This is a genomic window from Nocardia sp. NPDC049149, assembly GCF_043197455.1.
In the GTDB taxonomy this organism is placed as follows: domain Bacteria; phylum Actinomycetota; class Actinomycetes; order Mycobacteriales; family Mycobacteriaceae; genus Nocardia.
The window spans coordinates 88,746-111,732 of record NZ_JBICTD010000012.1; the positions used below are offsets into that span (position 1 = coordinate 88,746).

Here is a 22,987-nt window from a genome sequence, read left to right on the forward strand (position 1 = left end):
ACAACAATCAGCAACCGAATGGCGACCGATCAGCTAGTTGTTTTGTGCACTACTACGCGCCGCCGAGGATCGCGAGTACCTGCTCCGAGGTGTAGAACGGTTCCAGCCGCTCCCGAATCAGCTTGGCCAGCACGCCATTCCGCTTCGCGCCCTCGATCACCGCCGGACCGTAGCGCAGAATCTCGGTCGTGATATCGGCGCCGCTCAGCCCGAGCTCGGGCAACATGGCGCCCAAGGTGTAATCACCGTACTTGGTGAAGAACACCTCGACGCATTCGCCGACGAGCAGGCCGAAATATTCCTTCTCCCTGGTGGTGATCGCGATTTCGTAGCAGATCAGCACCAGCTCGTTCAGGTCCTTCTGCGACAGGTAATCGCGCAGGCCGCTGACGGGCTCGTCGGCGTGCAGGTCCCAGAATTCCATCGCGGCGTCGTGCACCGGGGCGTCGCGCAGCATCTCGCGGATCGCGTTGTTGGTGCGCTTGAGCGCGAAAACCGCACCCTTGCCTGCCATGTCGCCGATGAAGGTGCTCTCGGTCGCCTTCTTGGCGGTCTTGGCCGCCGACTGACCCATGGAAATCAGCGAGGAGACGCCCGGGATCTTTCCGGCGATCTGCTTGTTCGCCTCCATGAAATCGGAGATCAACTTGTCGACGAACTTCGACGCGACGGTCGCCACCAGCGGGCTCTCGGTGAGCCGGTCCAGGATTCGCTCCTGGGCCTGGTGCATGCCGAAGATCTTCTCCAGCAACGCTTCCACCGGTTCCCGGTCGACCACCTGACCGAGCGTGTAATCGTGGTTGGCCGCGATGTTGTCGTAGATCGAATCGGCGAAGACCCCGACCATGTCGGCGATCACCGGGCTGCCGCCGATCTGATCGATGATCGTCGCGACGGTCTGCTTGGCCTGATCGATCTCGACGATGTCACGGAAGATCAGCGTGTCGGCGACGCCGAGCACCGATTCGACGTCGCGAGCCACCACCTCCGCGAAGCGGTCACCGGTGACCTCGGCCAGTATGAATTCCACCTGAGCATCGAGTAGCCGTTCGGCAATCTCACGCGGCTCGGTCATCGCCGGTTCCACCCTCACAGTCGTAGTACGGTGCGCCCGGCCAGGTTACGGCCCGCTTGTTTCGGAGTCGTTGCCGTGCAACGACTTCCGTATCTGATCCAGGCGCTCACGCGCGGCCTTCTCGCGCGCGTCCCATTGCTCGTCGACGCTGCGGCCCGCCGGGGTCTGCTTGTCGAGCTCGTCCATACCCTGTGCGGTGCCGAAGCGCTGCTCGACCTTATCGCGAACTGACCCCCAAGTAGGGACTCCGGACGGTGAATATCCGGCTGTCTCAGTCGGTGCGGCGATACCGGTCGGAGGTACCGGTACCGCCGGTACCGGAGAAACCCCTCCGACCTGCCCGGATACGTCATGCACCGCGGCGGCGTCATGCACCGACGGCGGCACCGTGGCAGGAGTCACACCCGGCGCACCTCCCGCATCAGCCGCCTCGGCGACCCCGAGCAGGGCCGCGTGCACGGTGTCGAATCCAGGCCGCCCCGCGGTCGCCACCAGCAGCACGCCGACCAGTTCGCGGTCGGACAGCGCCGCCAATCGCGCCGCGATCTCGCTGTTTTCCGTCATACCGCCAGGCTACGCAGCGGCAGGCGGCCTGGGTGCCGCTCCGCTTTACGGCTGGACGACCGCGCGCGCCCAGTCGCGTACCAGCTCGAACCAGGCCGTCCCGCCGACGATGATCAGATCGTTGTGCCCGCCGCCGGGGAACACCTTCAGCTGCTTCGGTTCTCGTGCGGCGGCATACAGGCGCTCGGCCTGCCGCAGCGGCAGGAGCTCGTCCTGATCGCCGTGCATGATCAGGATCGGGACCCGCAAGGTGCGGATCCGGCGCTCGTTCGGATAGGCATCGGGGACGAACGGGCGCGGCAGGAACGGGTAAACCGCACGCGCGGCGTCGCGAAGGCCGGAGAACGTGGACATCAACATGAGTCCGGCGGGCGGATGGACCGTCGCGAGCTCCGTCATGACACCGCCGCCGAGCGACTTCCCCAGATACAGCACACGATTCGGATCGACGCCGGGTTGTTCGAGCAGCGCGCGCCGCGCCGCCCTGGCATCGAGGTAAGTGCCGTGTTCGGTGGGTCGTCCGGTGCTGCGGCCGTAGCCGCGGTAGTCGAACGCGAGCACATCGAAACCCGCCTCGATCAGCAGGGCGAACAGCCCGATCCGATCGCCGATATTGCCCGCGTTGCCGTGCGCGAACAGGATGTGCCCGACCGAGTTCGGCGCGGGCAGCCACCACGCATGCAGCGTCTCACCGTCGGCCGTGCCGATCGACAGGTCCGTGTAGGCCAAGCCGAGCAGGTCGGGCGTCTGTACGACCTGCCGGTCCGGCAGGTAGGTCAGCGCGTTGAGGATCGGGTGCGCGGGGTGTCGCATGTACATGTTCATACTCGCTTCGCTGCCACCCGGTCACTCGACCCGGCCCACAGCGCGTCCACCCCGCACAACGCTGCCCGTTGCGGCCTAGCCGCGCAGGACAGCGCCCACCGCGTCCGCGGCTGCGGCTACCGCCGCGTCACGGGCGGCGCTCGCCTCGTCCTCGGTCAGCGTGCGATCCGTCGCACGGAAGCGCAGCGCGTAGGTCAGGGACTTGCGGCCCTCGCCTGCCTGAGCGCCCTCGTAGACGTCGAACAGCGCGATGTCCTCGAGCAGTTCGCCGCCGCCGGTGCGCAGCGCCGACTCCACGGACGCGGCAGGGGTGGACTTCTCGACGCTGACCGAGACGTCCTGCAGCACCGCGGGGAACGGGGAAATCGTTGGGGCAGGAAGGGATTCACGCAACGGCAGCGCGTCGAGGTCGAGCTCGACAGCGCAGGTGCGCGGCGGCAGCCCCGACCGTTCCAGCACGGCGGGGTGCAGTTCGCCCGCGTAGCCGACGACCGTGCCGTCCACCACGAGCTCGGCGCAGCGACCCGGATGCCAGGGCAGGTGGGCGGCCGGGCGGCGCTCGATGGTGACGCCCGCCGCGTCGGCCACCACGTCGGCGAGAGCGAACGCGTCGGCGGCCTCGGCCGCACGGCCCTGACCCCACGGCCCACGCGGTTCGCGGCGACCGGTGAGCACCGCGGCCACGTGCACCGGCTGGGCGGGCAGCGAGTCGAGCAGCTCGGCGATCTGGTCATCGGTGGGCCTGCGATCGACCGGAAGTGCCTCGACCGGGCGCACGTTCGCACCGGGCAGCACCACCTGCGCGATGCCGTAGATGGTCAGGTCGCGCGCACCGCGAGAGATGTTGCGGGCGGCCACTTCCAGCAGTCCGGGCAGCAGCGTGGTGGCCAGCTCCGCCCGTTCGACATCGAGCGGGTTCAGCACCCGGGTCGTGGTCCGGCGCGGATCGTCGGCATCCAGGCCCCAGGTGTCGAAGACACCGGCGGGCAGGAAGACCGGCGCGGGCACCTCGACGGCGCCGACGAAGGCCAGCGCCCGGCTCACCGCACGGCGGCGGCGCTGGGTCGCGGTGAGACCACGGCCGGCAGGCGCGGTGGGCAGGACGGACGGGATCTGCTCCAGCCCTTCCAGCCGCAGCACCTCTTCGACCAGATCCGCGGGCTGCGCCAGGTCGGGACGCCAGCTCGGCGGGGTGACCACCAGCTGGCCGTGCCCGGTGCTCTCGTCCACGGCGACCTCGACGGTGCAGCCGATCTGCGCGAGCCTGCGTGCGGACGTGCCGGTCGGGTAGACCACGCCTGCGACGCGGTCGGCGAGGTCGATGTCCATCCGGATCGGCGCAACGGGCGGCACCGGGATGCGGACGTCGGTGAGCGCGGATTCGACGGTGCCACCGGCGATTTCGGCAAGAAGGGCGGCGGCGCGATCGAGCGCGATCACGTTGATCTCCGGATCGACCACCCGCTCGTAGCGCTTGCCCGCCTCGGACACCAGCTTGTGCCTGCGCGAGGTGCGGTAGACGAGCAGCGGGTTCCAGGTGGCCGCTTCCAGCAGGATGTCGGTCGACTCCGCGCTGACCTCGGTGCTCGCGCCACCCATCACACCGGCCAGCGAGACGACACCCGAATCATCGGCGATCACCACGTCTTCGGCGTCGAGGGTGCGCTCGACCTCGTCGAGGGTGCGCAGCGTCTCGCCCTTGTTGGCGGCGCGAACCACCAAGCCGCCGTTCACTTTCGCGGCGTCGAAGGCGTGCAGCGGCTGGCCCAGCTCGAGCATCACGTAGTTGGTGACGTCGACGGCGGGCGAGATCGGGCGCACACCCGACAGCAGCAGCCTGCGCTGCAACCACCAGGGGCTCACCGCATTCGGGTCGATGCCGGTGACGCGGCGGGCGGCGAAGCGGGTGCACTTCGATTCCGGTTCGAGGCGGATCGACCAGGCCTCCTGGTCGGCATCCGGCAGGGTGCGCACGGCGGGATCGGCGTAGTCCAGGTCGAAGCCGCAGGCGAGTTCGCGGCCGAGGCCGCGCACCGAGAAGCAGTAGCCGCGGTCGGGGGTGATGTTGAGCTCGATGACCGTATCGTCCAGGCCGAGCAGCTCATTGGCGTCGGTGCCCGGTTCGGCGGTGCCCGGCTCGAGCACCAGGATGCCCGAATGGTCCTTGCCGATACCGAGTTCGGCGACCGAGCAGATCATGCCGTGGGAGACGTGGCCGTAGGTCTTGCGCGAGGAGATGGTGAAACCACCGGGCAGCACGCCACCGGGCAGCACGACGACCACCAGGTCGCCGACCGCGAAATTGGTGGCGCCGCAGACGATTTCCTGCAGCTCAGGGTTGCCCACATCGACCTTGCAGAACCGGATCGGCTTCTTGAACTCGGTCAGCTCGGTGATCTCGGCGACCCGGCCGACGACCAGCGGCTTCTCGATGTCACCGCCCACCGGCTCCAGCTTGTCGACCTCTTCGACCTCCAGCCCGACCCGGACGAACCCCGCGTCGAGCTCCTCCGGCGTCACCGACCAGCCGGGGTTGGTGCGCTGGATGATGTCGGTCAGCCAGGACTGCGCTACTCGCACTTGACGTTTCGCTCTCTCGATCGAAGGGTGGGGGTCAGGACCGGACGCCGAACGGCAACGTGAACCGCACGTCGCCCTCGACGATGTCTCGCATGTCCGGGATGCCGTTGCGGAACTGCAGCGTCCGCTCCAGGCCCATGCCGAACGCGAACCCGCTGTACACCTCGGGATCGATCCCGCTGGCGATCAGCACCTTCGGGTTCACCATGCCGCAGCCGCCCCACTCGACCCAGCCCGCGCCGCCCTTCTTGCCGGGGAACCAGACGTCGACCTCGGCGGAGGGCTCGGTGAACGGAAAGTAGTTGGGGCGCATCCTGGTTCGCGTATCCGGCCCGAACAACGCCCGCGCGAACGCGTCCAGCGTGCCGCGCAGATGCGCCATGGTCAGGCCCTTGTCCACCGCGAGCCCCTCCACCTGCGAGAAGACCGGGGTATGCGTGGCGTCGAGCTCGTCGGTGCGGAAGGTGCGACCGGGGCAGACCACGTAGATCGGCAGATCCCGCTCCAGCAGCGACCGCACCTGCACCGGGGAGGTGTGCGTGCGCAGCACCTGACGCGAGCCTTCCGGCGCGATGTGGAAGGTGTCCTGCATGGTGCGGGCCGGATGATCGGGCAGGAAGTTCAGCGCGTCGAAGTTGAAGTGTTCGGTCTCGACCTCGGGACCCTCGGCGACCTCCCAGCCCATCGCGACGAACACGTCGGCGACCTGCTCGGAGATGACGGAGATCGGGTGCCTGGCGCCGACCTGGTCGCGGCGGGCGGGCAACGTCACATCGATCGCCTCGGCGACGAGAACGGCCGCGTCGCGCTCGGCAAGCAGCACCGCGCGGCGCGACTCGAACGCCTCGGACACCCTGGCCCGAGCCACGTTGACGCGCTTGCCCGCGTCGGCCTTCTCGGTCTTCGGGATGCTGCCCAGTGCGCGTTGCGCCAGCGCCAGCGGAGCCTTGCCGCCGAGGTGCTCGGTTTTCGCGACCGCGAGCGCGTCCAGGTCGGCGGCAGCGGCAAACGCCTTCTCGGCGGCCGCCGCCGCAGCGGCCAGTGCCTCCTCGGTCAGCGTCGCGTTCTGCTCGACTGCGTCGTTGTCGTCGGCCACGATGGTTCGACTCTCCCCTGGGGATCGGTTCGTGGGCACGGCTCATTCCCTGCCCACATTGCTGCTGGTGGAATCCTATTGGATGCCCGATACCCGGTTCACCCGGATTCCCCGTGCACCGCCGAACCCATGCTGCCCTGGCATAACGCATGCAGAGTTGCGACGACGGCCACACCTGGCCGCTGTTCGCGGATGCGTGCTTGCGCCGTTACGTGACGAATACAGCCCGGCCCGGGATGCGCGGGTCCGGGCAGGGCTGTATCGCACCACGCAGCGCTGCCCGGATCCCCACCACCCGGGCAGCGCCCACCCGCACACTCAGCGCGGCGCTGCGCCGGGCGACGGGAGCAACAGGGCGAGGACGGCGCCGACCGCGACGATCGCGGCGCCGACCCAGAGAGCAGGCACCAGCCCGTCGACATAGTGCTGCGGGCTGAGATACGAACCGTGCGCGGCGAATACGGACGCGAGCACCGCCACACCCATCGCGACGCCGACCTCCCGCACCGTGCTGTTGGTGCCGGAGGCCATCGCCCGTTCCTCCGGCGCGGCACTGGCCAGCACCACCGTGGTCGTCGGCGCGAACGTCAAGCCCATGCCGATTCCGGCGAGCAGGAACGGCGCGACCAACGCGCCATAGTCGACGTCGACCGTGGTGAGCGCGGCCATCCAGCCCAGCCCGACGGCCAGCAGAACCTGGCCGGTTACCAACAGAGCCCGGGCACCGACGCGGTCGACGAGCAGACCGGCGAGTGGGGCGGCCACCATCGGCGCCAAGGTCCACGGCATGGTGCGCAGGCCCGCCGCGAGCGGGTCGTCACCGCGCACTACTTGGAAATACTGTGCCAGCAGGAACACCGCACCGTAAACACCCACCGAAAACGTGAAAGTAGTCGCGTTGCTGATGCTGTACGCACGCGAACGGAACAGCCGCAGCGGCAACATCGGATCCGGCGTTCGCAGTTCCCACGCGACCAGCCCAGCCAGCAGCCCCGCGCCGCCGAGCAAGCCGCCCAGCACCGTGGCGGACAGCCAGCCGTCCTCCGCGCCGTGGATCACGCCCCACACCACCGCGAGCACACCGCCCGCCGACAACACCAGGCCGAGCGGGTCGAGCCGCCTACTTCCGCCGTACGACTCACGCAGCACCCTGGCCACGAACGGCAGCACCGCCAGGCCGATCGGCACGTTCAGCCAGAAGATCCATTGCCAGCTCGCGCCTTTCACCACGGCGCCGCCGACGAGCGGGCCCACCGCGACCCCCAATCCCGCTATGCCACTCCAGATTCCGATCGCCGCGTTACGCAACCGTTCGGGCACCGCCGTCGAAAGCAAGGCCACGGACAGCGGCATCACGCCCGCGGCGCCGACGCCCTGAACACCCCTGGCGGCGATCAACATCCACGGCTCGGTGGCCAGTGCGCAGGCCGCCGACGCGACCGTGAACAGCAGGATGCCCGCCAGGTAGACGCGCCGTCGACCGAGCCGGTCACCGAGTGCCGAGACGGTGAGCAGCAATGCGGCGAAGGACAGCGTGTAGGCGTTGATGAACCACTGCAGGTCGGCCAGCGAGGCGCCGAGTTCGGTGCGGATCACTGGGAGCGCGTTGGTCACCACCAGGTTGTCGAGCGTGACCATGAAGGTCGGGATGCCGACGGCGGCGAGCACGGCGGCGATGGCGCGTCCGCCGGTCGGTGGCGCGACCGTCTCCGCGGCGGGCTCGAGGGTTTCGGTCATGTCCAGCCTTAGTTGTAATTGACTGATAACTAATGACCGAAAGAGTATGCATCGACTGATAACATGTCAATCCACAGCGGGTTTGTCAGCGAACGGAGTGGCCGAGATGGCGAGTTCGACCAGGGTCAGGATGACCGCAACCGAACGTGGCGAGCAGGTGTTGCGCGCCGCCGTCTCCGCCTTCGCCGAATCCGGCTACGTGGCCACCCGCACCGACGAAATCGCCAGGCGCGCAGGCGTTTCCCAGCCGTACGTGATTCGGCTCTTCGGCACCAAGCAGCAGTTGTTCGTCGCCGCGGTCCACCGGGTGTGTGATCGGATCGAGGAGATCTTCCGGTCGGCGCGCGCGGAGGCGGCGCCGGACGCGACGCCCGAGGAGGCGCTGCTCGCCCTCGGGCGCGGATACAACATCTTCCTGACCGAGCGGGAGCTGCTCCAGGTGTTCCTGCACGGCTTCGCGGCAAGCGCGGACCCGGCGATCGGCAACGAGGTGCGCGACCGATTCGGCCTGGTCTACCGGCTGATCGGCGACCTGACGGGCGCTTCTCGGTTAGAGGTTCGGCGCTTCCTCTCGACCGGCATGCTGCTCACGGTGATGAGCGCGATGCAGGTGGCCGGACCGGACGCGGTGCCTGCGTCGTGGGCAACGGAGATCATGGCGGATCTGCAGGCCAACGGCGACTGAGCGCGACGCGGACTGCCGTCGCGGAAGCCATGCGCGCTAGGGCATGAACGAGCTACCGCACGAGACGCACAGCGAGCGGGAGGCGTTGTCATGGTCCGCGAAAGCCCTGCGGAAGCGGGTACGAGAGCTATTGCGCGCGGGCGCCTTTGGCGTGCCGGACGCGCGCGCCTGTGTAGAGGCAGATGGCTGCCGCAGCAGCAAGATTCAAGCTTTCGGCGCGGCCGTGGATCGGGATCCGGATCCGATGGTCGGCGCGCGCGGCGACGGCCGGGTCGAGGCCGTGTGCCTCGTTGCCGAAGAGCCAGGCGACCGGTCCGGTGAACAGATCGTCGGCGTCGTCTAGATCCACCTCGCCGTCGGCGGCGGTCGCAAGCATCGTGATACCTGCTGTGGCAAGGGAATCCAGCGTTTCGGTGATGTCGCGGTGCCGTGCGATAGGCACGTGGAACAGGCTGCCCGCACTGGCACGCACGCATTTGCCGTTGTGCGGGTCGACGGTGTCCCCCGCCAACACCACGCCGTCGGCGCCGACCGCGTCCGCCACCCGAATGAGGGTGCCCGCGTTGCCGGGTTCGGCGATTTCGACCGGAACAGCCAGCATGCGCGGCTGCGCGGCGAGCACGTCGGCCAGCGGCACGTCGATGAGCCCGCAGACCGCGACGAGTCCTGGCGCGGTGACCGTTTCGCCGAGCTGCTGCGCGGCACGGTCGCTGACGAGCGTGGTGCGCACACCCATCCCGACGGCACTCGCGATGAGTTCGTGCTCTCTGGTCGCGGCGTCCGCGGAGTAGAACAGCTCCTGCACGCGGCCGGTATCCAACGCGGCGGCAACGGAATTGGCACCCTCGGCGAGGAAGAGCCCGGTCTTGCGCCGCTGTGCGCCGCGATGCAGCTTGACAGCCGAAACGACCCGCGGATTGCGGTAGTCGATGAATTCCGGGGTCGATGCCATGCCAGTGAAGTTACACGTCGGCGGGTGCCGAGAATCTTTCGCCTCGGATCAACGTGGCGAATGCCGTCCCGACAATAGAACTATGGTCTCGAAACGAGAGTCACCCATCGCTAGGCTCTTGGCAAGGAGAGGAAGCCTGCGACATGGATTACACACGCATCGCCAGCAAGGCACTCCAAGGAATACGCGATGAGCTGGCCGCGATAGTTGCCAAGAAGCCCGACATGTCAGAGTTGGAGCGACGACAAATTCGCGCTTTCGTCAGCGCAATCGATAATGTCGACCGAACAATCGGACCCATCGATCCGATTGTCGCCAAGTATCAGGACATCGGCAGCAACGCGCCTGCCGCCGCGCCGTCCGCACCGCACACCGACGCATCGGACCTGCCCGCGAGGCCGTTGGACCCGCAGGTCGACCGATACCACCGCGTCCTCACACGTGCGACGCCTGCGAGTGCAAAATTTGTCGAGTGCTTACTTGGAGAACTCGGCCCTCAGGATAAGACCGGCCGCGTCGAGGCCGCCAGAATGCAGGAGCTCGTCGGCACAGGCGAGCTCAATCGGATGACCCAAAGTTTGAATACCGCGTTCAAAAGGGAAGTTCGAGAAGACCAAGCTGCCGGGTACGAGACACCGACCGGCGGCACTTGGAGACTCGTCCAGAGTCACGCACTCGGTAGCGGCCATAAAGTCACGCACTACTCGTTGGCCGAGGGTGCATACGATCCATTGTCTGCCGCGCTGGATATCTACAAATCACAGAAATCCGCCAACTGATCAACCCGGCGTGCAACCAGTCACGAAATCACGAACGCTGAGTACGGTCGCGAGGCAATGCGGAAAGCAGAACGACCCGCGGAGTGCGCTCGGCGAGCGCGTCCACGGGTCGTTCCAAAGGTGTGTGTCAGTCGCACGCTCAGGCAGCCGGAGCGTTGACGTCCTGCGGCAGCGCAGCCTTGGCGACCGCGACGAGACCGGCGAACGCCTCGGCGTCGGAGACGGCGAGCTCGGCGAGGATCTTGCGGTCCACCTCGACACCCGCGGCCTTCAGGCCCTGGATGAAACGGTTGTAGGTGATGTCGTTCAGACGCGCCGCGGCGTTGATGCGGGCGATCCAGAGCTTGCGGAAGTCACCCTTGCGCGCCCGGCGGTCCCGGTAGGCGTAGGTGAGCGAGTGCAGCTGCTGTTCCTTGGCCTTGCGGTACAGCCGCGAACGCTGGCCGCGGTAGCCCTTGGAGGCCTCGAGGATGGAACGACGCTTCTTCTGAGCGTTGACGGCCCTTTTGACGCGTGCCATGGGTCAGTCCTGTCGATCTAGGGGGCGCATGCGGGCACCCGGGGGTTGGTCGGTTGGTCGGCGTCCGGAATCCGGATCGCGGTTGCTTACTCGTGTCGAATGACGCAGGGTCATCGGCACTTTCGCCGCGACTGGTGCGCAGTCGCTGCTGACCGTTTCGAGCGACCTGCAAGCAGTCGCTACGGCGAAAGGTCTCTCAGAGACCGAGCAGCCTCTTCACGCGTGGGACGTCGACGGACGCGACGGCCTCCGTGCCATCCAGACGACGAGTCCGGCGGGTGGACTTGTGCTCGAGCAGGTGGCGACGGTTCGCCTGCTGACGCAGCAGCTTTCCTTTACCGGACACCTTGAATCGCTTCGAGGCGCCGCTGTGGCTCTTCATCTTCGGCATGGATTCCTCTAATCTGTCTCGTCCCGGCGGTCCTTGCGGACCGCCGGCTCTGATCGGTATTACTGCGGCGGGGCGGCCTGCTCGGCCGGAGCCGCAGCGGGCGCGGTGTCGGCAGGCTCGGCACTCTGCTGCGCAGCGGGCTGCTGCGGCCGCGGAGCCGAGGACTCCTGCTGAGCTTTCACCCGCGTCTTCGCACCCTTGTGTGGTGCGAGGACCATGGTCATATTGCGACCGTCCTGCTTGGCCGAGGTTTCGACGAACCCCAGGTCTGCGACGTCGGCGGCGAGCCGCTGCAGCAGCCGGTAACCCAGTTCGGGCCTCGACTGCTCACGTCCACGGAACATGATGGTCACTTTGACCTTCGAGCCTGCCTCGAGGAAGCGCATCACATGGCCCCTCTTGGTGGCGTAGTCGTGGTCGTCGATCTTGGGGCGGAGCTTCTGCTCCTTGATCACGGTCTGCACCTGGTTCTTCCGAGACTCACGCGCCTTCTGCGCCGTCTCGTACTTGAACTTGCCGTAGTCCATGATCTTGCAGACCGGCGGACGTGCATCCGGAGCGACCTCGACGAGATCGAGATCCGCCTCCATGGCGACGCGTAGTGCATCTTCAACACGCACGATCCCAACCTGCTCGCCGCTGGGTCCGATGAGTCGGACCTCGGGAACACGGATGCGATCGTTGATGCGGGTCTCAGTGCTGATGGGGCCTCCTAGGTCAAGCGGTGTCGTCAAGACGACCGCACGCAATAACTGCGAACCCCTGTTCAACACGAAAGCCCCGCAGCGGTATTCCGCTTCGGGGCCCGATGTCGACCGGTCAGCGCACGCGAAAGCTCACGCACGATCTTGCTCGCGCGATTCTCGTGAGAGAACCACGGCACAAGAAAACCGCCTCCGCAGAGGCGGGTGACCGGACCGTTTGACCAGTACGATTGCTCGTCGGCAACGGTGGGAGTCGGGCTCCACTTATCAGCCCCAGGCTCGAAATCTTGGTAGAAGACACAACCAGGGGCGGTCGTCAGCGGAAAGTCTAACATTGCGCTTCCGCTATTACCGAATCCACCCTCGCTCGAGTTGCCGCGACACCCGGTGCCTGCCAGGCTCCAGCCATGCCCACTTCCCGTCTCGACCTGCTGCGATGGCAATTCGACCTCACCTGGTCGCTCACCGAGCTGCACCTCGACGCGCTGCGTGTCGACGACTTCCTCTGGGCGCCCACCGACTCCTATTGGACGGTGCGCCTCTACGCCGACGGCGCGTGGCGGCCGGACTGGGCGGACAACGAGCCCGATCCGATTCCGCTGCCGACCATCGGCTGGCTGAGCTGGCATATCGGCTGGTGGTGGAGTGCGGCGACCGATCAGCTCGCGGGCAGACCGCCGCGCGACCGCCGCGACGTGCACTGGCCCGGCGACGGTAGGGCCGCCGTGGCGTGGCTGCGTGGGTTGCGCGACGGCTGGATTCGCACACTCGACGGGCTGACCGAGTCCGGCCTCGACAAGCCGTCGAGCTTTCCCTGGCCCGCCGAGACCAAGCTGACCGTGGCGCATCTGGTGAGCTGGGTGAACTCGGAGCTGATGAAGAACGTCGCGGAGATCGGCCAGCTGCGGTTGCTTCGCACTGCCTCGCTAGCCTGACAGGCATGACTGAAGAGCTCGACAACTCCGTGCGCGAACTGGCCGACATCCCGGCGGTGGAGGTGATCAGCCGGGCCGCGGTGATGCTGATGAGCTCGGCCGCGGAGAAGCTCGGGCTCGCGGACGAGGATCCGGAATCGAGCACGCGGCGCGATTTGGACGAAGCGCGTCGGGTGATCACCGCGCTCGCCGGGCTGGTCACGGCGTCGGTCGAGTACCTCGGCCCGCACGCAGGACCGATCCGTGAGGGTTTGCAGTCGTTGCAGCGGGCGTTCCGCGAGGCATCGGCGCACCCGGATGAGCCGGGTAAGGGGCCGGGCGAGAAGTACACCGGGCCTGTCTACTGATCAGGCGGCTGCGCTCTACTACCCCAATGCCGTTGCGGCGCTGACAACCTCCCTGTTTCGGAGCGCCTCGGATCGAATTTTTTCCCGGTGGGCAATTTTGCCCACCGGGCACGTTTTTGTCGTAGACTGGCGCCATGGCCGAGGATCAAGCACTGGGACTGCGGGAACGCAAGAAGCTCGATACCCGCCGCGCGATCAGCGACGCCACCATGCAGTTGGCGTTCGAACGCGGGCTGGAGAACGTCACGCGCGACGACATCGCGGCACGCGCCGGGGTATCGGTGCGCACCTTCAACAACTACTTCACCGGCAAGTTCGAGGCGCTCGCCTATCGCAATCTGGACCGAATTCGCCGCAGCCTGACGATGTTTCGCGAACGCCCCGCGGAAGAGCCGCTGTGGACCGCGCTCTCCGAGGCCATCCTGGCGCCCTTCGAAGCCGAAGGAATCGGCGCCGAACCGCCGAGCCCGACCCAGCTGGCGGTGATCCGGACCATCGTCGACTCGCCGGATGCCAAGGGCGCCCTCAGCAAGGACCTCACCGACGACTGGGTCGCGGCGATCGCGGAACGCACCGGCACCGATCCGGACCACGACATGTTCCCCCACCTGGTGACCGGCGTGCTCAGCGCGATCATGCAGTCCGCCGCCCTGGCGTATGTCCGAGCCGATCCACCCGTCGTCATCACCACACTGTTGCGCCGCGGCTTCGAGGAAGTGGCCGCGGGACTTCCCGATCCGTCCGGTCGCTGACCGGATAACCACTATTGAGGCAAGGGGTTGCTTTGTCATGCCCGAAAACTCTTACGACGTAGTCATTTCCGGGGCCGGACCGAACGGGTTGATGCTCGCGGGCGAGCTCGCCTTGGCCGGTGTCCGCCCGGTGGTGCTGGACCAACTACCCGGGCCGAGCACCGAACCGAAGGCGAACGGCCTTGTCGGTCAGGTGGTTCGGCTACTGGACATGCGTGGGCTGTACGACGAGTCCGGTGCGGCGCCGCAGCCGATGCCCGGGTACCTGTTCAGTGGCATGCCGTTGTCCTTCACCGAGATGCCGGACAAGGTCATGTACGGGCTACCGATGCCCCAACCCAAACTCGTTCGGCTGCTGGAGAAGTGGGTGCGCGGACTCGGCGTCGACCTCCGCTGGGGACACCGGCTCACCGAGGTCACCCCACGCGACGACGCGGTCGGTGTCACGGTGGCCGGTGCCGAGGGCGAATACCAACTCGACGCGACGTACCTGATCGGCGCCGACGGCGGCAAAAGCTTCGTCCGCAAGCGACTCGGCATCGAGTTTCCCGGCAGCACCGACGCGCACAGAATCAGCAGGATGGCACATGTCTGGCTGCCGGGCGAGTTGCGCGCGCCCGACGGCGGGCTCGATGTGCCGGGATTCGGCCGAGTCGGCTTCGGGCACAATCGCTTCGAGAGCGGCGGCGTGATCTATGCCGAGCTGGAAGCCGGTCGCCCGATGGTCGCGACACTGGAGGTCGGCGGGCCAGCCGCGCCCGCCGAGACACCCATGACGATCGCGGAACTGCGCGAGAGCCTGCGGCGGGTACTCGGTGTCGATGTGCCGATCGAACCACCGCGAGGGCCGGGCCCACACGCATTGCGCCGCTTGGCGAATCAGAACACCCGCCAGGCCACCCAGTACCGTGCGGGCAACGTCTTCCTGGTCGGTGATGCGGCACACGTGCACTCGGCGATGGGCGGACCCGGTCTGAACCTCGGGCTACAGGACGCAGCCAACCTCGGCTGGAAGCTCGCGGCGACGGTAAATGGTTGGGCCCCTGATGATTTGCTGGACACCTACCACACCGAACGGCATCCCGTCGGTCTGCGCGTCATGATGAGTTCCCTCGCCCAAATTGCCCTGTTCGCCCCCGGCCCCGAAGTCACCGCGCTGCGCGAACTGTTCGGCGAACTCCTCGGCAAACCGGATAACGCCGCCCACATCGCACGGCTGATGGCCGGTGCCGACACCCGCTACGACACCGGCGACAGCCACCGGCTCGCCGGCTGCCTGGTTCCGGACTTCACCCTCGAAACCCGGTACGGCACACAACGAGTGGCAGAACTCCTGCGCCGCGCCCGACCGGTCCTGCTCACCTTCGGCACTGCCTCTGACTTGGCCGATGTCGCCGCCCCGTGGGGTGACCGAGTCGACATCCTCACCGCCACCGCCACCGAACCACCCGCCACCGCCCTGTTGATCAGACCGGACGGTTACGTGGCCTGGGCAACCGACAGCGATGATCCCGCCGACTCCGACCATCTCCGCTCGTCATTGGCCCGCTGGTTCGGTTCGCCACAGCACTGAGAACCGAGCCGAGCGAACGGGACATGACGGCGCTTGCACAGGCGATTCAGCTCCGTCATGTCCCGCGCGGACATGACGGCGCACCCCGCGTCGGCGCCGCATGTGCCGGACCCATCGGCGTGCTTGGCCGTATGGGCCATCGCTACTGAGAAGGGTTGGGAGCTTTGGTCAATCGCGGAGGAAGGCGAGGACAGTGTCGGTTTGGCCGAGAATGGCGTGGCCGACGTCGGGAAGCACATGGACCGTGGCGTTGGGGACGCAGCGGCGGACACGCTCGGCAGTTTCGGCGGAGTCGAGCATGATGTCCATGGCGCCGATGATGACCAGCACCGGCATGGTCAGGCCGCGCAGCTTGTCGTCGGAGAAGATCGGGAGACGCTCGGTGCGCGGCTTGTAGGTTGTGAAGGTCAGGACTATGTCGTCCAGCGCGGCCTCAGTCAGCGAGGTGTTCAGGCCCGTCACCATGCGTGCCGTGTGCCGCACACCGCGACGCCCGAACATCCTCAGGAACAAGGCCTTCGGCAGCCAGCCCATCGTCTGCTTGCCGATGCCGCTCGGGCACTGCAAGGCCAGCTTGGTCACCCGGCTCGGCCTGCGGGTCGCATAGTCCAGCGCCATCCAGCCGCCAAGCGAACTCGCCACGATCGCAACGTCGTCGAGGCCGAGAGCTGCCAGCACGTCGTCGAGCCACAGCGCGTACGCGTCGGAATCCAACGGCGGGCGTGACGGCGCGCTGTCGCCGGCCTCGCCGATGATGTCGACCGCGTACGTGCGGAAATGCTTTGCCCACGAGGCGATGTCGCCGCGCCAGTTGGCCGCGTTCCCACCCGAACCGTGCAGGAGCACCAGCGGCGGTGCCTCCTGCGGACCGGAGACCAGGACAAAGGTTTCGCCCTGGCGGGTCGACACCCGTACCCGTTCGGCAGGGATCGGCCAGGCGTCCAACAACTTTCGATAGTGCTGTTGAACCACGTTCGCGCCATGCTCGGACTTGTAGAGCGTGCGCATAGCGCCATCCCACGGTTGCACGGCGACCGTGTCCGGCGCTGCCGCGCTCATCGTTGGCTCGCTACGGTCGTTCATGATGCGAGCACCCCTTCCAGGTAGTCGAACAGCCGAGCCGTATCGGCAAGGCCGCCAAGGACAATGACTTTCATGCGCGCCCGTTCCGCGTCATAGACCGTCTGGATGCGCAACGGATCGTCGCCGGGCGACCGATTCGCCGCCGCACCCATCAGCAAGCTGGTCACCCGATCCGCCGTCTCGGGGGAGATCGCCTCGATCTGCACGATGCTCGACACCTCGCTGTGCCGCCGCCGCTCGACCGTTTCCCGCACGGGCGCAGGCACCGGCCGACCCGTGAAGGCCTCCAGATCCTCGTGCGCGATCCGGTACTGCTTCCCGATCCGGACCGCATTGAGCCGCCCGTCGCGCACGTAGTTGCGGATCGTGCGCACGTGCAGCCCGAGGCGTTCGGCCACCTGTTCCACGGAGTAGAGGCGTTCAGTCACAGAATCACCTTAAACTTCCCTATAAGTTGAGGCAATAGGGTTGTTTGTGGATAAATGCAGTACATCGCGACTCGGGCAGTGAGCTACCTCTAAACATGTCGGTCCCATACGGCAAGGTAGGGCCATGGCTACACGGATGGTTTTGGTTCCCGGTTTCTGGCTCGGCGCATGGGCCTGGGACGAGGTTGCAGACGACCTGCGCGCACGCGGCAACGACGTACAGGCGCTGACTCTCCCCGGCCTGGATCCGGCGGACCCCGACCGGCTTTCGGCCACCTTGGCGGCTCAGGCCCAAGCCATCGTCGACGCCGTCCCCGCAGGCGAAACCGCCGTGCTCGTTTCCCATTCCGGTGGCGCCGCCCCCGCCTACCTCGCCACCGACGTCGCACCGGACCGCTTCCACCGTGCGATCTACGTCGACTCCGCCCCGATCCCCAACGGCTACATCATCGACGCCACCCTCGCCGACGCCGGCCCCGAATGGCAGCTACCCGACTGGCCAGAACTCGAAGCCGCAGGCAACAGCCTCGTCGGCTTGGACGAGGCTGCCCTCGCCCGCTTCCGCGACCGCGCCGTCAGCGAACCGACCACCATCGCGTCCGGCCCCCTCCAACTCAGCGACTCCCCCGCCCGCTGGTCCATCCCCACCACCATCATCTGCAACAGCTTCACCACCGCAGAAGTCGAAAAGCTCCGCGACAGCGGCCAAGTCCCCGCCTTCACCGAACTCACCCACCTCACCGCCCACTACCTCGACCTCCCCACCGGCCATTGGCCCATGTGGTCCGAGCCCAAAAAACTAGCCGACCTCCTCCACACCATCGCCAACCCCTAAGCCGACCGCCTCCGCGCGCGGACTGAGGTCTCAAACGACGGGCCGACCACCACCGGGACGCTGGCACCGACTTCGGTCCCAGCGACCGGCCGACCACCTCCGCGCGCGCCAACACCGACTTCGGTCTCAGCAACCGGGCGGCTGGCGTCAGTTTGTGCTGCGGAGATCCTCGATGCGCTGGCGGAGGTGGTCGAGGAGCTTGTCGGGGTCGTCGAAGTCGGTGGGGTCGATGGGTGTACCGAAATGGATGGTCACCTGTTGGCGGCGGTCGAAGGCGGGGCCGTCGCCGCGGGTGCGCCGCATGGGTAGGACTCGATCGGTGCCGGTGGTGCCGACCGGAATGATCGGAACACCAGTCGCCAGAGCCAGTTTCGCTACTCCAGGCTTATACGGTTCCGATTCGCCCGGCGCAACCAGCCGCCCCTCCGGATAGATCAGCAGCACGCCGCCGTGCCGAAGGATCTGCTCGGCCTGCGAAAGCGCGGTCTGCCCCGACTCACTGTCACGGCGCACCACCGGAATTTGCCCGAGCCGCCGCACCAACCACCCCACCACTGGCCACGACCACAGCTCCGCCATCGCAATAGCAATGGCCCTGCGCCGCAACGCACCCCACAGAAATACCGCATCCAACATCGAGATGTGGTTACTCGCCACGATCACCGCCCCCGACTTCGGCACCTCCGCCCGCCCGAGCACAGTAACGCGCACAACATTCGACCAAGCAAGCCCACGCAGTACCCGACGCACCAACTTCGTCGTCACCCACGCACGCTTCCCAAGCCCTTTCGGTCGCCCCGACCCCTCGTCCATCACGCCCTCCCATCGGCCCGAAATCAGCCTCACCTCACCCTACCCGCGCCCCACCTCCCTCTCCCGGCCCCAAACCCCTCCACACCACCCGATCCGCCCACCCCGCGCCCCTAACGCGATTCGCCATAGCCCGTCGCGATCCACCCACACCCCAAACACCCTCCCGCGCAGTCCACCTCGAACCACACACCGGTTCACCCACGAGCGCCTTTCGACGCCATCCACCGTGATCGCGCCCGCGGCCCGACGAAGCCGACCGTGATCCGGACACGCCCACGCCCCCAAACACCTTCCCGCGCAGCCTGTTGCGAACGACACAACCAGCAATGCCAGGAGCGCCCTCCGACGGACCCGATCAGCGCACCGAGCGCACCAAGCGCGATTCGACTCCGCCCTCCGTGATCCGCGCACAATCCTCGCCCCGCGTCTTGACGAAACCCACCGCAATCAACACACCGCCGCGCCCCCGAGCGCATTTCCGGCGCAGCCCACCGCGAACCACATACGGCTCACGTACCAGGGCATTTCGACGCCACCTGTCGTGATCTGCGCCCGCGTCTCGACGATGCCCACAGCGATCCGTGCACCGTCGGTACCTGCGAGCACGTTTCGATTCTGCACGAGCGGGGGTTGGGGGTGGGTTCCCCCAACTGAGGGAGGCGGAATTCCGACTCGCGGGCGACGTGGAGGGGTGCCGTTGCTCCGTAACGTCAAAGGGGCTGGCAGGTCGGCCGCGTGCAGGCAGCGGAATCTGGTGTCCGACAATACTATTCATCAGGAGGACTCGTGCTTTCCGCCCTTGTACCGGCTCTCCGGACTCCAGATCTGCGGCGGAAGATCCTTGGCACGCTTGGGCTGCTCGTGCTGTATCGGCTCGGTGCGGCGCTGCCGTCGCCGGGGGTCGACTACCCGGCTGTGCGCAGGTGCGTCGCCATTGCCTCCGGCGGCGAGTCGGCGGGTATCTATCAGCTCATCAATCTGTTCTCCGGCGGTGCGATGCTGCACCTTTCGGTGTTCGCGATCGGCATCACGCCCTACATCACCGCGGGCATCGTCATTCAACTGCTGACCGTGGTGATCCCGCGGTTCGAGGAGCTCCGCAAAGAGGGGCAGACCGGGCAGGCGAAGATCACTCAGTACACCCGTTATCTGACGATGGCGTTGGCCGTCTTGCAGGGCTCGACGCTGGTGGCGTTGGCCGCGCGACGACAACTGCTGCCCGGCTGCCCCGAGAACATCCTGGCCGACACCTCCCTGTTCGGCATGATCGTGCTGGTGCTGGTGTTGACGGCAGGGGCGGCGCTGGTCATGTGGTTCGGCGAGCTGATTACTGAGCGTGGCATCGGAAATGGCATGTCACTGCTGATTTTCGCCGGTATCGCCGCGCAGGCACCGAGTCAGGGCAAAGCGATCTTGGATAGGAACACGCTCCTATTCGTGGGGGTGTGCGTCGCGGTGTTCGCGGTAATCGTCGGCGTGGTCTTCGTCGAGCAAGGGCAGCGGCGGATTCCGGTGCAGTACGCCAAACGCGTGGTCGGACGGAAGATGTACGGCGGCTCCTCGACCTACCTGCCGCTGAAGGTCAACCAGGCGGGCGTGATTCCGGTGATCTTCGCGTCGTCGCTGCTGTACCTGCCGAACCTGCTCGCCCAGCTGACGCAACGCGATCCCGGACATCAGACCAGGTGGCAGGCGTGGATCCACCAATACCTGGTCAGCCCAACGAGCCCTGTGTACGTCACGATCTATTTCACCCTGATCGTGTTCTTCACCTACTTCTACGTCGCGATCACCGTCAACCCGCAGGAACGCGCGGACGAGATGCGGAAGTTCGGCGGCTTCATCCCCGGCTACCGGCCAGGCAAACCCACCGCGGACTACCTGAATTACGTTCTCAGCCGGATCACCCTGCCCGGCGCCCTCTACCTCGGCGCGGTCGTGGTGCTGCCGAACTTGTTCCTCGGTGCGGGCGCGGGTGGTGCCGCGCCGGGGCTCGCGTTCGGCGGCACCTCCGTGCTGATCGTGGTGAGCGTCGCCCTGGACACGGTCAAACAACTCGAGAGCCAAGTGATGAACCGGAACTACGAAGGGTTCCTGCGCTGAACGCCACACGTCTCCGGTCCGCTCGCCCGACGTCTTCCCTGGTGCCGGCGCGCCCAGCCTCCCGATAACGCTACCGTCGAACCTATGGCCAGGAACTCCTCCGCCCGCCCGTTGCTCCGAGTGGCGTCGTCCCTCGTACTCGCCGTCACCGCCGCGACCCTGTCGATGAGCGGTGTGGCCAACGCGGCGACGCCGACCAGCGGCACCGTCGAAAAACACCAGCCGCTGAACCATCCGGGCTCCCCGCCTATTGGAGTCGAGAACCCTTCTGGCTCAACGATTTCCGTACTGCTCGCCGACGATCGAGCGGTCTTCCGCTCCGGCCTCCGCGCAGCCATCGCCACCCAGCCGGATCTCGAATGCGTGGCGGAGGTCGACGACGGCGCCGCGGCGATCCGGGAAATCGAACGGTTGCGTCCCGACGTCGCACTGCTCGGCCTCGACCTGCCCGGCCTCGACCGCCCAGCCGCCATCGACACCATCGCGGCACTCGGCGGCGCCACCCGCATCCTCACGCTCACCTCCTCCGACACCGACGAAAACCTCTACCGCGCACTGTGTCTCGGCGCGTCGGGATTCCTCACCACCGCACTGCCGTCCGACGGCCTGATCTCCGCCATCCGCATGGCGGCCCGCGGCGACGCACTGATCGACCCGACCCTGACCCGCCGTCTCGTCACCCGGCTGACCACCGGGATCGACCCGTTCCCCACCGCACCGGAGGTAGCGACCCTCACCACCCGAGAACACCAGGTCCTACTGCTGATCGCCAAGGCTTACACCAACCCGGAGATCGCGGACACGCTCGGCGTCGGCGAACAAACCGTCAAAACGCACGTCTCCAACGTGCTCGCCAAGCTCGGCGTCCGCGACCGAGTACACGCGGCGGTCTACGCCCACACCCGACGAATCGTCCCCCACGCCCTCCCGCCCGAGACCGTCACCGCACTACCAGCCACCCACCGCGTCGACCCACTCCTCCGAATCAACCATGTCCCCGTCGACCTCCGCCCCAACCGCACCGAGGTCTAACCCCCACCGAACACCTTGAGCCCACAGCCAACACCAATGGGCACAACACTCCACCAAACGAACCCCGAATCCACACCCCTTCCGCAGATCCGCCCAGGTCCCGGAGTTGGTCGGTTGATCACGAGGCACTGGTGGCGGCATCGCCCGAGAGGCCCCCGCCACCAGTGCCCTCTCACCGCGAAACCAACCTTTGATCCCACATATTGGGATCGCGGACCTACCTGAGACCCGCAACCGCGGGCTAGGCGCGCCTCAACACCACCCCACCGTGAACCGTCCCGGTCCCGCAGTTGGTCGATTGATCACTGGGAACTGGTGGCGGCATCGCCCGGCTGAATCCGCCCGAGAAGCCCCCGCCACCAGTGCCCTCTCGACCAGAAACCACCCCCTGCGAGCCCACATACCGGGATCGCAGCACCCCTGAGGCCGGCAACCGCGGCCAGCCCCGCCCCAACACCGAAATCCGCACCCCTGCTGTGCATCCGCACTCGTTCTGTGGATCCACACCCCTTCTGGCAGCCCACAACCAGTGCGAATCCACAGAACGAGTGCGGATTCGAGCCCGTCAGCCGTGAACCCCGAGCTCGCACGTGACTTGACGTAGGAATTGCGCTCATGACCCACCCTGCAGCATGGGTCAAGTGCATGTTCTGTACGTCAAGTGCGCCAGGAGGAAGCGAACGGGTGGCAGAACCTGTTGGTGGGCCTGAACATTCGACTTCTTGGATTTTGAAAGCTCTCGAAACGGGAGCACAGCCAAGTGACCCGGCTGGGACGAGCGAACGCGTGAGCGACTGCGGAGGTCAGCCGGGTACGGCAGGCGACGCCACCACGCTAATCCGGTGCAAACCCTTGGCTGCCGAATTCACAGGAGACCGTGGACCCGAAGGAGCTCTGCCTTCGCCGAGCCCAAAGCGGCACGGGCGCAGACCAACCCGCCCCGTGGGGCGCGGCCTCGGACGGGCGCAGCTTTGGGGGGCGCGGCTTTGGGGGTTGGTGCAGGATTCGTAAGGCGTGTTGCGTTTGGGGTGGTGGTTTATCCGCGGGTTGAACGGCTTCCTGACGAACGGGACAGTCTCGGGGTTTGCACTGGATAGCGTGGTGACGTCGTGAGCCGTACCCGGCTGACCTTCCGCAGTCGCTCACGCGTTCTCTCGTCCCAGCCGGGTTACTTGGCT

22 protein-coding genes are annotated in these 22,987 nt (G+C 66.8%); 9 read left to right on the plus strand and 13 right to left on the minus strand.

Features of this window, described 5'->3' with window-relative positions:
* Positions 1–52: 52 nt before the first annotated feature.
* The 6 genes from ACGFNJ_RS37045 to ACGFNJ_RS37070 all read right to left on the minus strand — a co-directional run bounded on the left by ACGFNJ_RS37045 (position 53) and on the right by ACGFNJ_RS37070 (position 7,877).
* Positions 53–1,075, minus strand: coding sequence for a hypothetical protein (locus ACGFNJ_RS37045; RefSeq protein ID WP_393459512.1), 1,023 nt, complete (start codon positions 1,073–1,075; stop codon positions 53–55).
* A 45-nt stretch (positions 1,076–1,120) separates the two neighbouring features.
* Positions 1,121–1,639, minus strand: coding sequence for a hypothetical protein (locus tag ACGFNJ_RS37050; RefSeq protein WP_393459515.1), 519 nt, complete (start codon positions 1,637–1,639; stop codon positions 1,121–1,123).
* Positions 1,640–1,684: 45 nt separating this feature from the next.
* The gene (locus tag ACGFNJ_RS37055) at positions 1,685–2,452 is read right to left on the minus strand and encodes an alpha/beta hydrolase (RefSeq protein ID WP_393459518.1); all 768 of its coding nucleotides are present in this window, start codon (positions 2,450–2,452) and stop codon (positions 1,685–1,687) included.
* Positions 2,453–2,539: 87 nt separating this feature from the next.
* Positions 2,540–5,044: a phenylalanine--tRNA ligase subunit beta gene (gene pheT, locus ACGFNJ_RS37060; RefSeq protein ID WP_393459521.1), complete on the minus strand. Its 2,505-nt coding sequence runs from the start codon at positions 5,042–5,044 to the stop codon at positions 2,540–2,542.
* Positions 5,045–5,078: 34 nt separating this feature from the next.
* Positions 5,079–6,140: a phenylalanine--tRNA ligase subunit alpha gene (gene pheS / locus ACGFNJ_RS37065; protein WP_069166578.1), complete on the minus strand. Its 1,062-nt coding sequence runs from the start codon at positions 6,138–6,140 to the stop codon at positions 5,079–5,081.
* Positions 6,141–6,458: 318 nt separating this feature from the next.
* Positions 6,459–7,877 (minus strand): MFS transporter, encoded by a 1,419-nt coding sequence (locus ACGFNJ_RS37070; RefSeq protein WP_393459524.1) that lies wholly within the window; start codon positions 7,875–7,877, stop codon positions 6,459–6,461.
* Between the two features lie 130 nt (positions 7,878–8,007).
* Here ACGFNJ_RS37070 and ACGFNJ_RS37075 point away from each other — a divergent pair, with 130 nt between their 5' ends.
* Positions 8,008–8,562: a TetR/AcrR family transcriptional regulator gene (locus ACGFNJ_RS37075; RefSeq protein ID WP_393459527.1), complete on the plus strand. Its 555-nt coding sequence runs from the start codon at positions 8,008–8,010 to the stop codon at positions 8,560–8,562.
* 127 nt (positions 8,563–8,689) lie between these two features.
* Here the strand turns inward: ACGFNJ_RS37075 and ACGFNJ_RS37080 are convergent, their stop codons facing one another.
* Positions 8,690–9,514 (minus strand): TrmH family RNA methyltransferase, encoded by an 825-nt coding sequence (locus ACGFNJ_RS37080; protein ID WP_393459530.1) that lies wholly within the window; start codon positions 9,512–9,514, stop codon positions 8,690–8,692.
* Between the two features lie 143 nt (positions 9,515–9,657).
* Between ACGFNJ_RS37080 and ACGFNJ_RS37085 the strand changes: the two genes are divergently transcribed.
* Positions 9,658–10,293 (plus strand): hypothetical protein, encoded by a 636-nt coding sequence (locus tag ACGFNJ_RS37085; protein ID WP_393459533.1) that lies wholly within the window; start codon positions 9,658–9,660, stop codon positions 10,291–10,293.
* 139 nt (positions 10,294–10,432) lie between these two features.
* Here ACGFNJ_RS37085 and rplT read toward each other — a convergent pair whose 3' ends face one another.
* The 3 genes from rplT to infC form a co-directional block, all read right to left on the minus strand.
* Positions 10,433–10,813 carry a 50S ribosomal protein L20 gene (gene rplT, locus ACGFNJ_RS37090; protein ID WP_014983432.1) on the minus strand — a complete coding sequence of 127 codons (381 nt, stop codon included), beginning with the start codon at positions 10,811–10,813 and terminating at the stop codon, positions 10,433–10,435.
* A gap of 196 nt (positions 10,814–11,009) precedes the next feature.
* Positions 11,010–11,204: a 50S ribosomal protein L35 gene (rpmI, locus tag ACGFNJ_RS37095; RefSeq protein WP_014983431.1), complete on the minus strand. Its 195-nt coding sequence runs from the start codon at positions 11,202–11,204 to the stop codon at positions 11,010–11,012.
* Positions 11,205–11,263: 59 nt separating this feature from the next.
* On the minus strand, positions 11,264–11,953 hold the full coding sequence (infC, locus tag ACGFNJ_RS37100; RefSeq protein WP_069166574.1) for a translation initiation factor IF-3: 690 nt from the start codon (positions 11,951–11,953) through the stop codon (positions 11,264–11,266).
* Positions 11,954–12,315: 362 nt separating this feature from the next.
* On the opposite strand from infC, the gene ACGFNJ_RS37105 reads away from it, so the two are divergent.
* The 4 genes from ACGFNJ_RS37105 (at position 12,316) to ACGFNJ_RS37120 (ending at position 15,515) form a co-directional block, all read left to right on the plus strand.
* A complete protein-coding gene (locus ACGFNJ_RS37105; RefSeq protein ID WP_393459538.1) occupies positions 12,316–12,843 on the plus strand; it encodes a DinB family protein in 528 nt (175 codons plus the stop codon).
* Between the two features lie 5 nt (positions 12,844–12,848).
* On the plus strand, positions 12,849–13,190 hold the full coding sequence (locus ACGFNJ_RS37110) for a DUF1844 domain-containing protein (RefSeq protein WP_393459541.1): 342 nt from the start codon (positions 12,849–12,851) through the stop codon (positions 13,188–13,190).
* Positions 13,191–13,324: 134 nt separating this feature from the next.
* Complete coding sequence (locus ACGFNJ_RS37115) at positions 13,325–13,942, plus strand: TetR/AcrR family transcriptional regulator (protein ID WP_393459544.1); 618 nt, start codon at positions 13,325–13,327, stop codon at positions 13,940–13,942.
* A 37-nt stretch (positions 13,943–13,979) separates the two neighbouring features.
* Positions 13,980–15,515 (plus strand): FAD-dependent monooxygenase, encoded by a 1,536-nt coding sequence (locus tag ACGFNJ_RS37120; RefSeq protein ID WP_393459547.1) that lies wholly within the window; start codon positions 13,980–13,982, stop codon positions 15,513–15,515.
* Between the two features lie 168 nt (positions 15,516–15,683).
* Here ACGFNJ_RS37120 and ACGFNJ_RS37125 read toward each other — a convergent pair whose 3' ends face one another.
* Complete coding sequence (locus ACGFNJ_RS37125) at positions 15,684–16,598, minus strand: alpha/beta fold hydrolase (protein WP_393459550.1); 915 nt, start codon at positions 16,596–16,598, stop codon at positions 15,684–15,686.
* Complete coding sequence (locus ACGFNJ_RS37130; RefSeq protein WP_393459553.1) at positions 16,595–17,026, minus strand: helix-turn-helix domain-containing protein; 432 nt, start codon at positions 17,024–17,026, stop codon at positions 16,595–16,597. The genes ACGFNJ_RS37125 and ACGFNJ_RS37130 overlap by 4 nt, the downstream gene beginning before the upstream one ends.
* Positions 17,027–17,150: 124 nt before the next feature.
* Here ACGFNJ_RS37130 and ACGFNJ_RS37135 point away from each other — a divergent pair, with 124 nt between their 5' ends.
* Positions 17,151–17,861 carry an alpha/beta fold hydrolase gene (locus ACGFNJ_RS37135; RefSeq protein ID WP_393459556.1) on the plus strand — a complete coding sequence of 237 codons (711 nt, stop codon included), beginning with the start codon at positions 17,151–17,153 and terminating at the stop codon, positions 17,859–17,861.
* A gap of 147 nt (positions 17,862–18,008) precedes the next feature.
* Here ACGFNJ_RS37135 and ACGFNJ_RS37140 read toward each other — a convergent pair whose 3' ends face one another.
* Complete coding sequence (locus ACGFNJ_RS37140) at positions 18,009–18,626, minus strand: lysophospholipid acyltransferase family protein (protein ID WP_393459559.1); 618 nt, start codon at positions 18,624–18,626, stop codon at positions 18,009–18,011.
* An 834-nt stretch (positions 18,627–19,460) separates the two neighbouring features.
* On the opposite strand from ACGFNJ_RS37140, the gene secY reads away from it, so the two are divergent.
* Together secY and ACGFNJ_RS37150 are read left to right on the plus strand one after the other, a co-directional pair.
* Positions 19,461–20,777 carry a preprotein translocase subunit SecY gene (secY, locus tag ACGFNJ_RS37145; protein WP_393459562.1) on the plus strand — a complete coding sequence of 439 codons (1,317 nt, stop codon included), beginning with the start codon at positions 19,461–19,463 and terminating at the stop codon, positions 20,775–20,777.
* Positions 20,778–20,861: 84 nt separating this feature from the next.
* A complete protein-coding gene (locus tag ACGFNJ_RS37150) occupies positions 20,862–21,809 on the plus strand; it encodes a LuxR C-terminal-related transcriptional regulator (RefSeq protein ID WP_393459565.1) in 948 nt (315 codons plus the stop codon).
* The last annotated feature ends 1,178 nt before the right edge of the window (positions 21,810–22,987 follow it).

What these genes read in the sequence shown, in the direction of transcription:
- ACGFNJ_RS37110 (WP_393459541.1), top strand. Translation starts at nt 12,849, where the DNA reads ATGACTGAAGAGCTCGACAACTCCGTGCGCGAACTGGCCGACATCCCG.
- ACGFNJ_RS37085 (WP_393459533.1), top strand. Translation starts at nt 9,658, where the DNA reads ATGGATTACACACGCATCGCCAGCAAGGCACTCCAAGGAATACGCGAT.
- ACGFNJ_RS37135 (WP_393459556.1), top strand. Translation starts at nt 17,151, where the DNA reads ATGGCTACACGGATGGTTTTGGTTCCCGGTTTCTGGCTCGGCGCATGG.
- ACGFNJ_RS37115 (WP_393459544.1), top strand. Translation starts at nt 13,325, where the DNA reads ATGGCCGAGGATCAAGCACTGGGACTGCGGGAACGCAAGAAGCTCGAT.
- ACGFNJ_RS37120 (WP_393459547.1), top strand. Translation starts at nt 13,980, where the DNA reads ATGCCCGAAAACTCTTACGACGTAGTCATTTCCGGGGCCGGACCGAAC.
- ACGFNJ_RS37150 (WP_393459565.1), top strand. Translation starts at nt 20,862, where the DNA reads ATGGCCAGGAACTCCTCCGCCCGCCCGTTGCTCCGAGTGGCGTCGTCC.
- ACGFNJ_RS37075 (WP_393459527.1), top strand. Translation starts at nt 8,008, where the DNA reads ATGACCGCAACCGAACGTGGCGAGCAGGTGTTGCGCGCCGCCGTCTCC.
- ACGFNJ_RS37080 (WP_393459530.1), bottom strand. Translation starts at nt 9,514, where the DNA reads ATGGCATCGACCCCGGAATTCATCGACTACCGCAATCCGCGGGTCGTT.
- ACGFNJ_RS37105 (WP_393459538.1), top strand. Translation starts at nt 12,316, where the DNA reads ATGCCCACTTCCCGTCTCGACCTGCTGCGATGGCAATTCGACCTCACC.
- ACGFNJ_RS37125 (WP_393459550.1), bottom strand. Translation starts at nt 16,598, where the DNA reads ATGAACGACCGTAGCGAGCCAACGATGAGCGCGGCAGCGCCGGACACG.
- ACGFNJ_RS37070 (WP_393459524.1), bottom strand. Translation starts at nt 7,877, where the DNA reads ATGACCGAAACCCTCGAGCCCGCCGCGGAGACGGTCGCGCCACCGACC.
- rpmI (WP_014983431.1), bottom strand. Translation starts at nt 11,204, where the DNA reads ATGCCGAAGATGAAGAGCCACAGCGGCGCCTCGAAGCGATTCAAGGTG.
- ACGFNJ_RS37045 (WP_393459512.1), bottom strand. Translation starts at nt 1,075, where the DNA reads ATGACCGAGCCGCGTGAGATTGCCGAACGGCTACTCGATGCTCAGGTG.
- ACGFNJ_RS37050 (WP_393459515.1), bottom strand. Translation starts at nt 1,639, where the DNA reads ATGACGGAAAACAGCGAGATCGCGGCGCGATTGGCGGCGCTGTCCGAC.
- ACGFNJ_RS37055 (WP_393459518.1), bottom strand. Translation starts at nt 2,452, where the DNA reads ATGCGACACCCCGCGCACCCGATCCTCAACGCGCTGACCTACCTGCCG.
- rplT (WP_014983432.1), bottom strand. Translation starts at nt 10,813, where the DNA reads ATGGCACGCGTCAAAAGGGCCGTCAACGCTCAGAAGAAGCGTCGTTCC.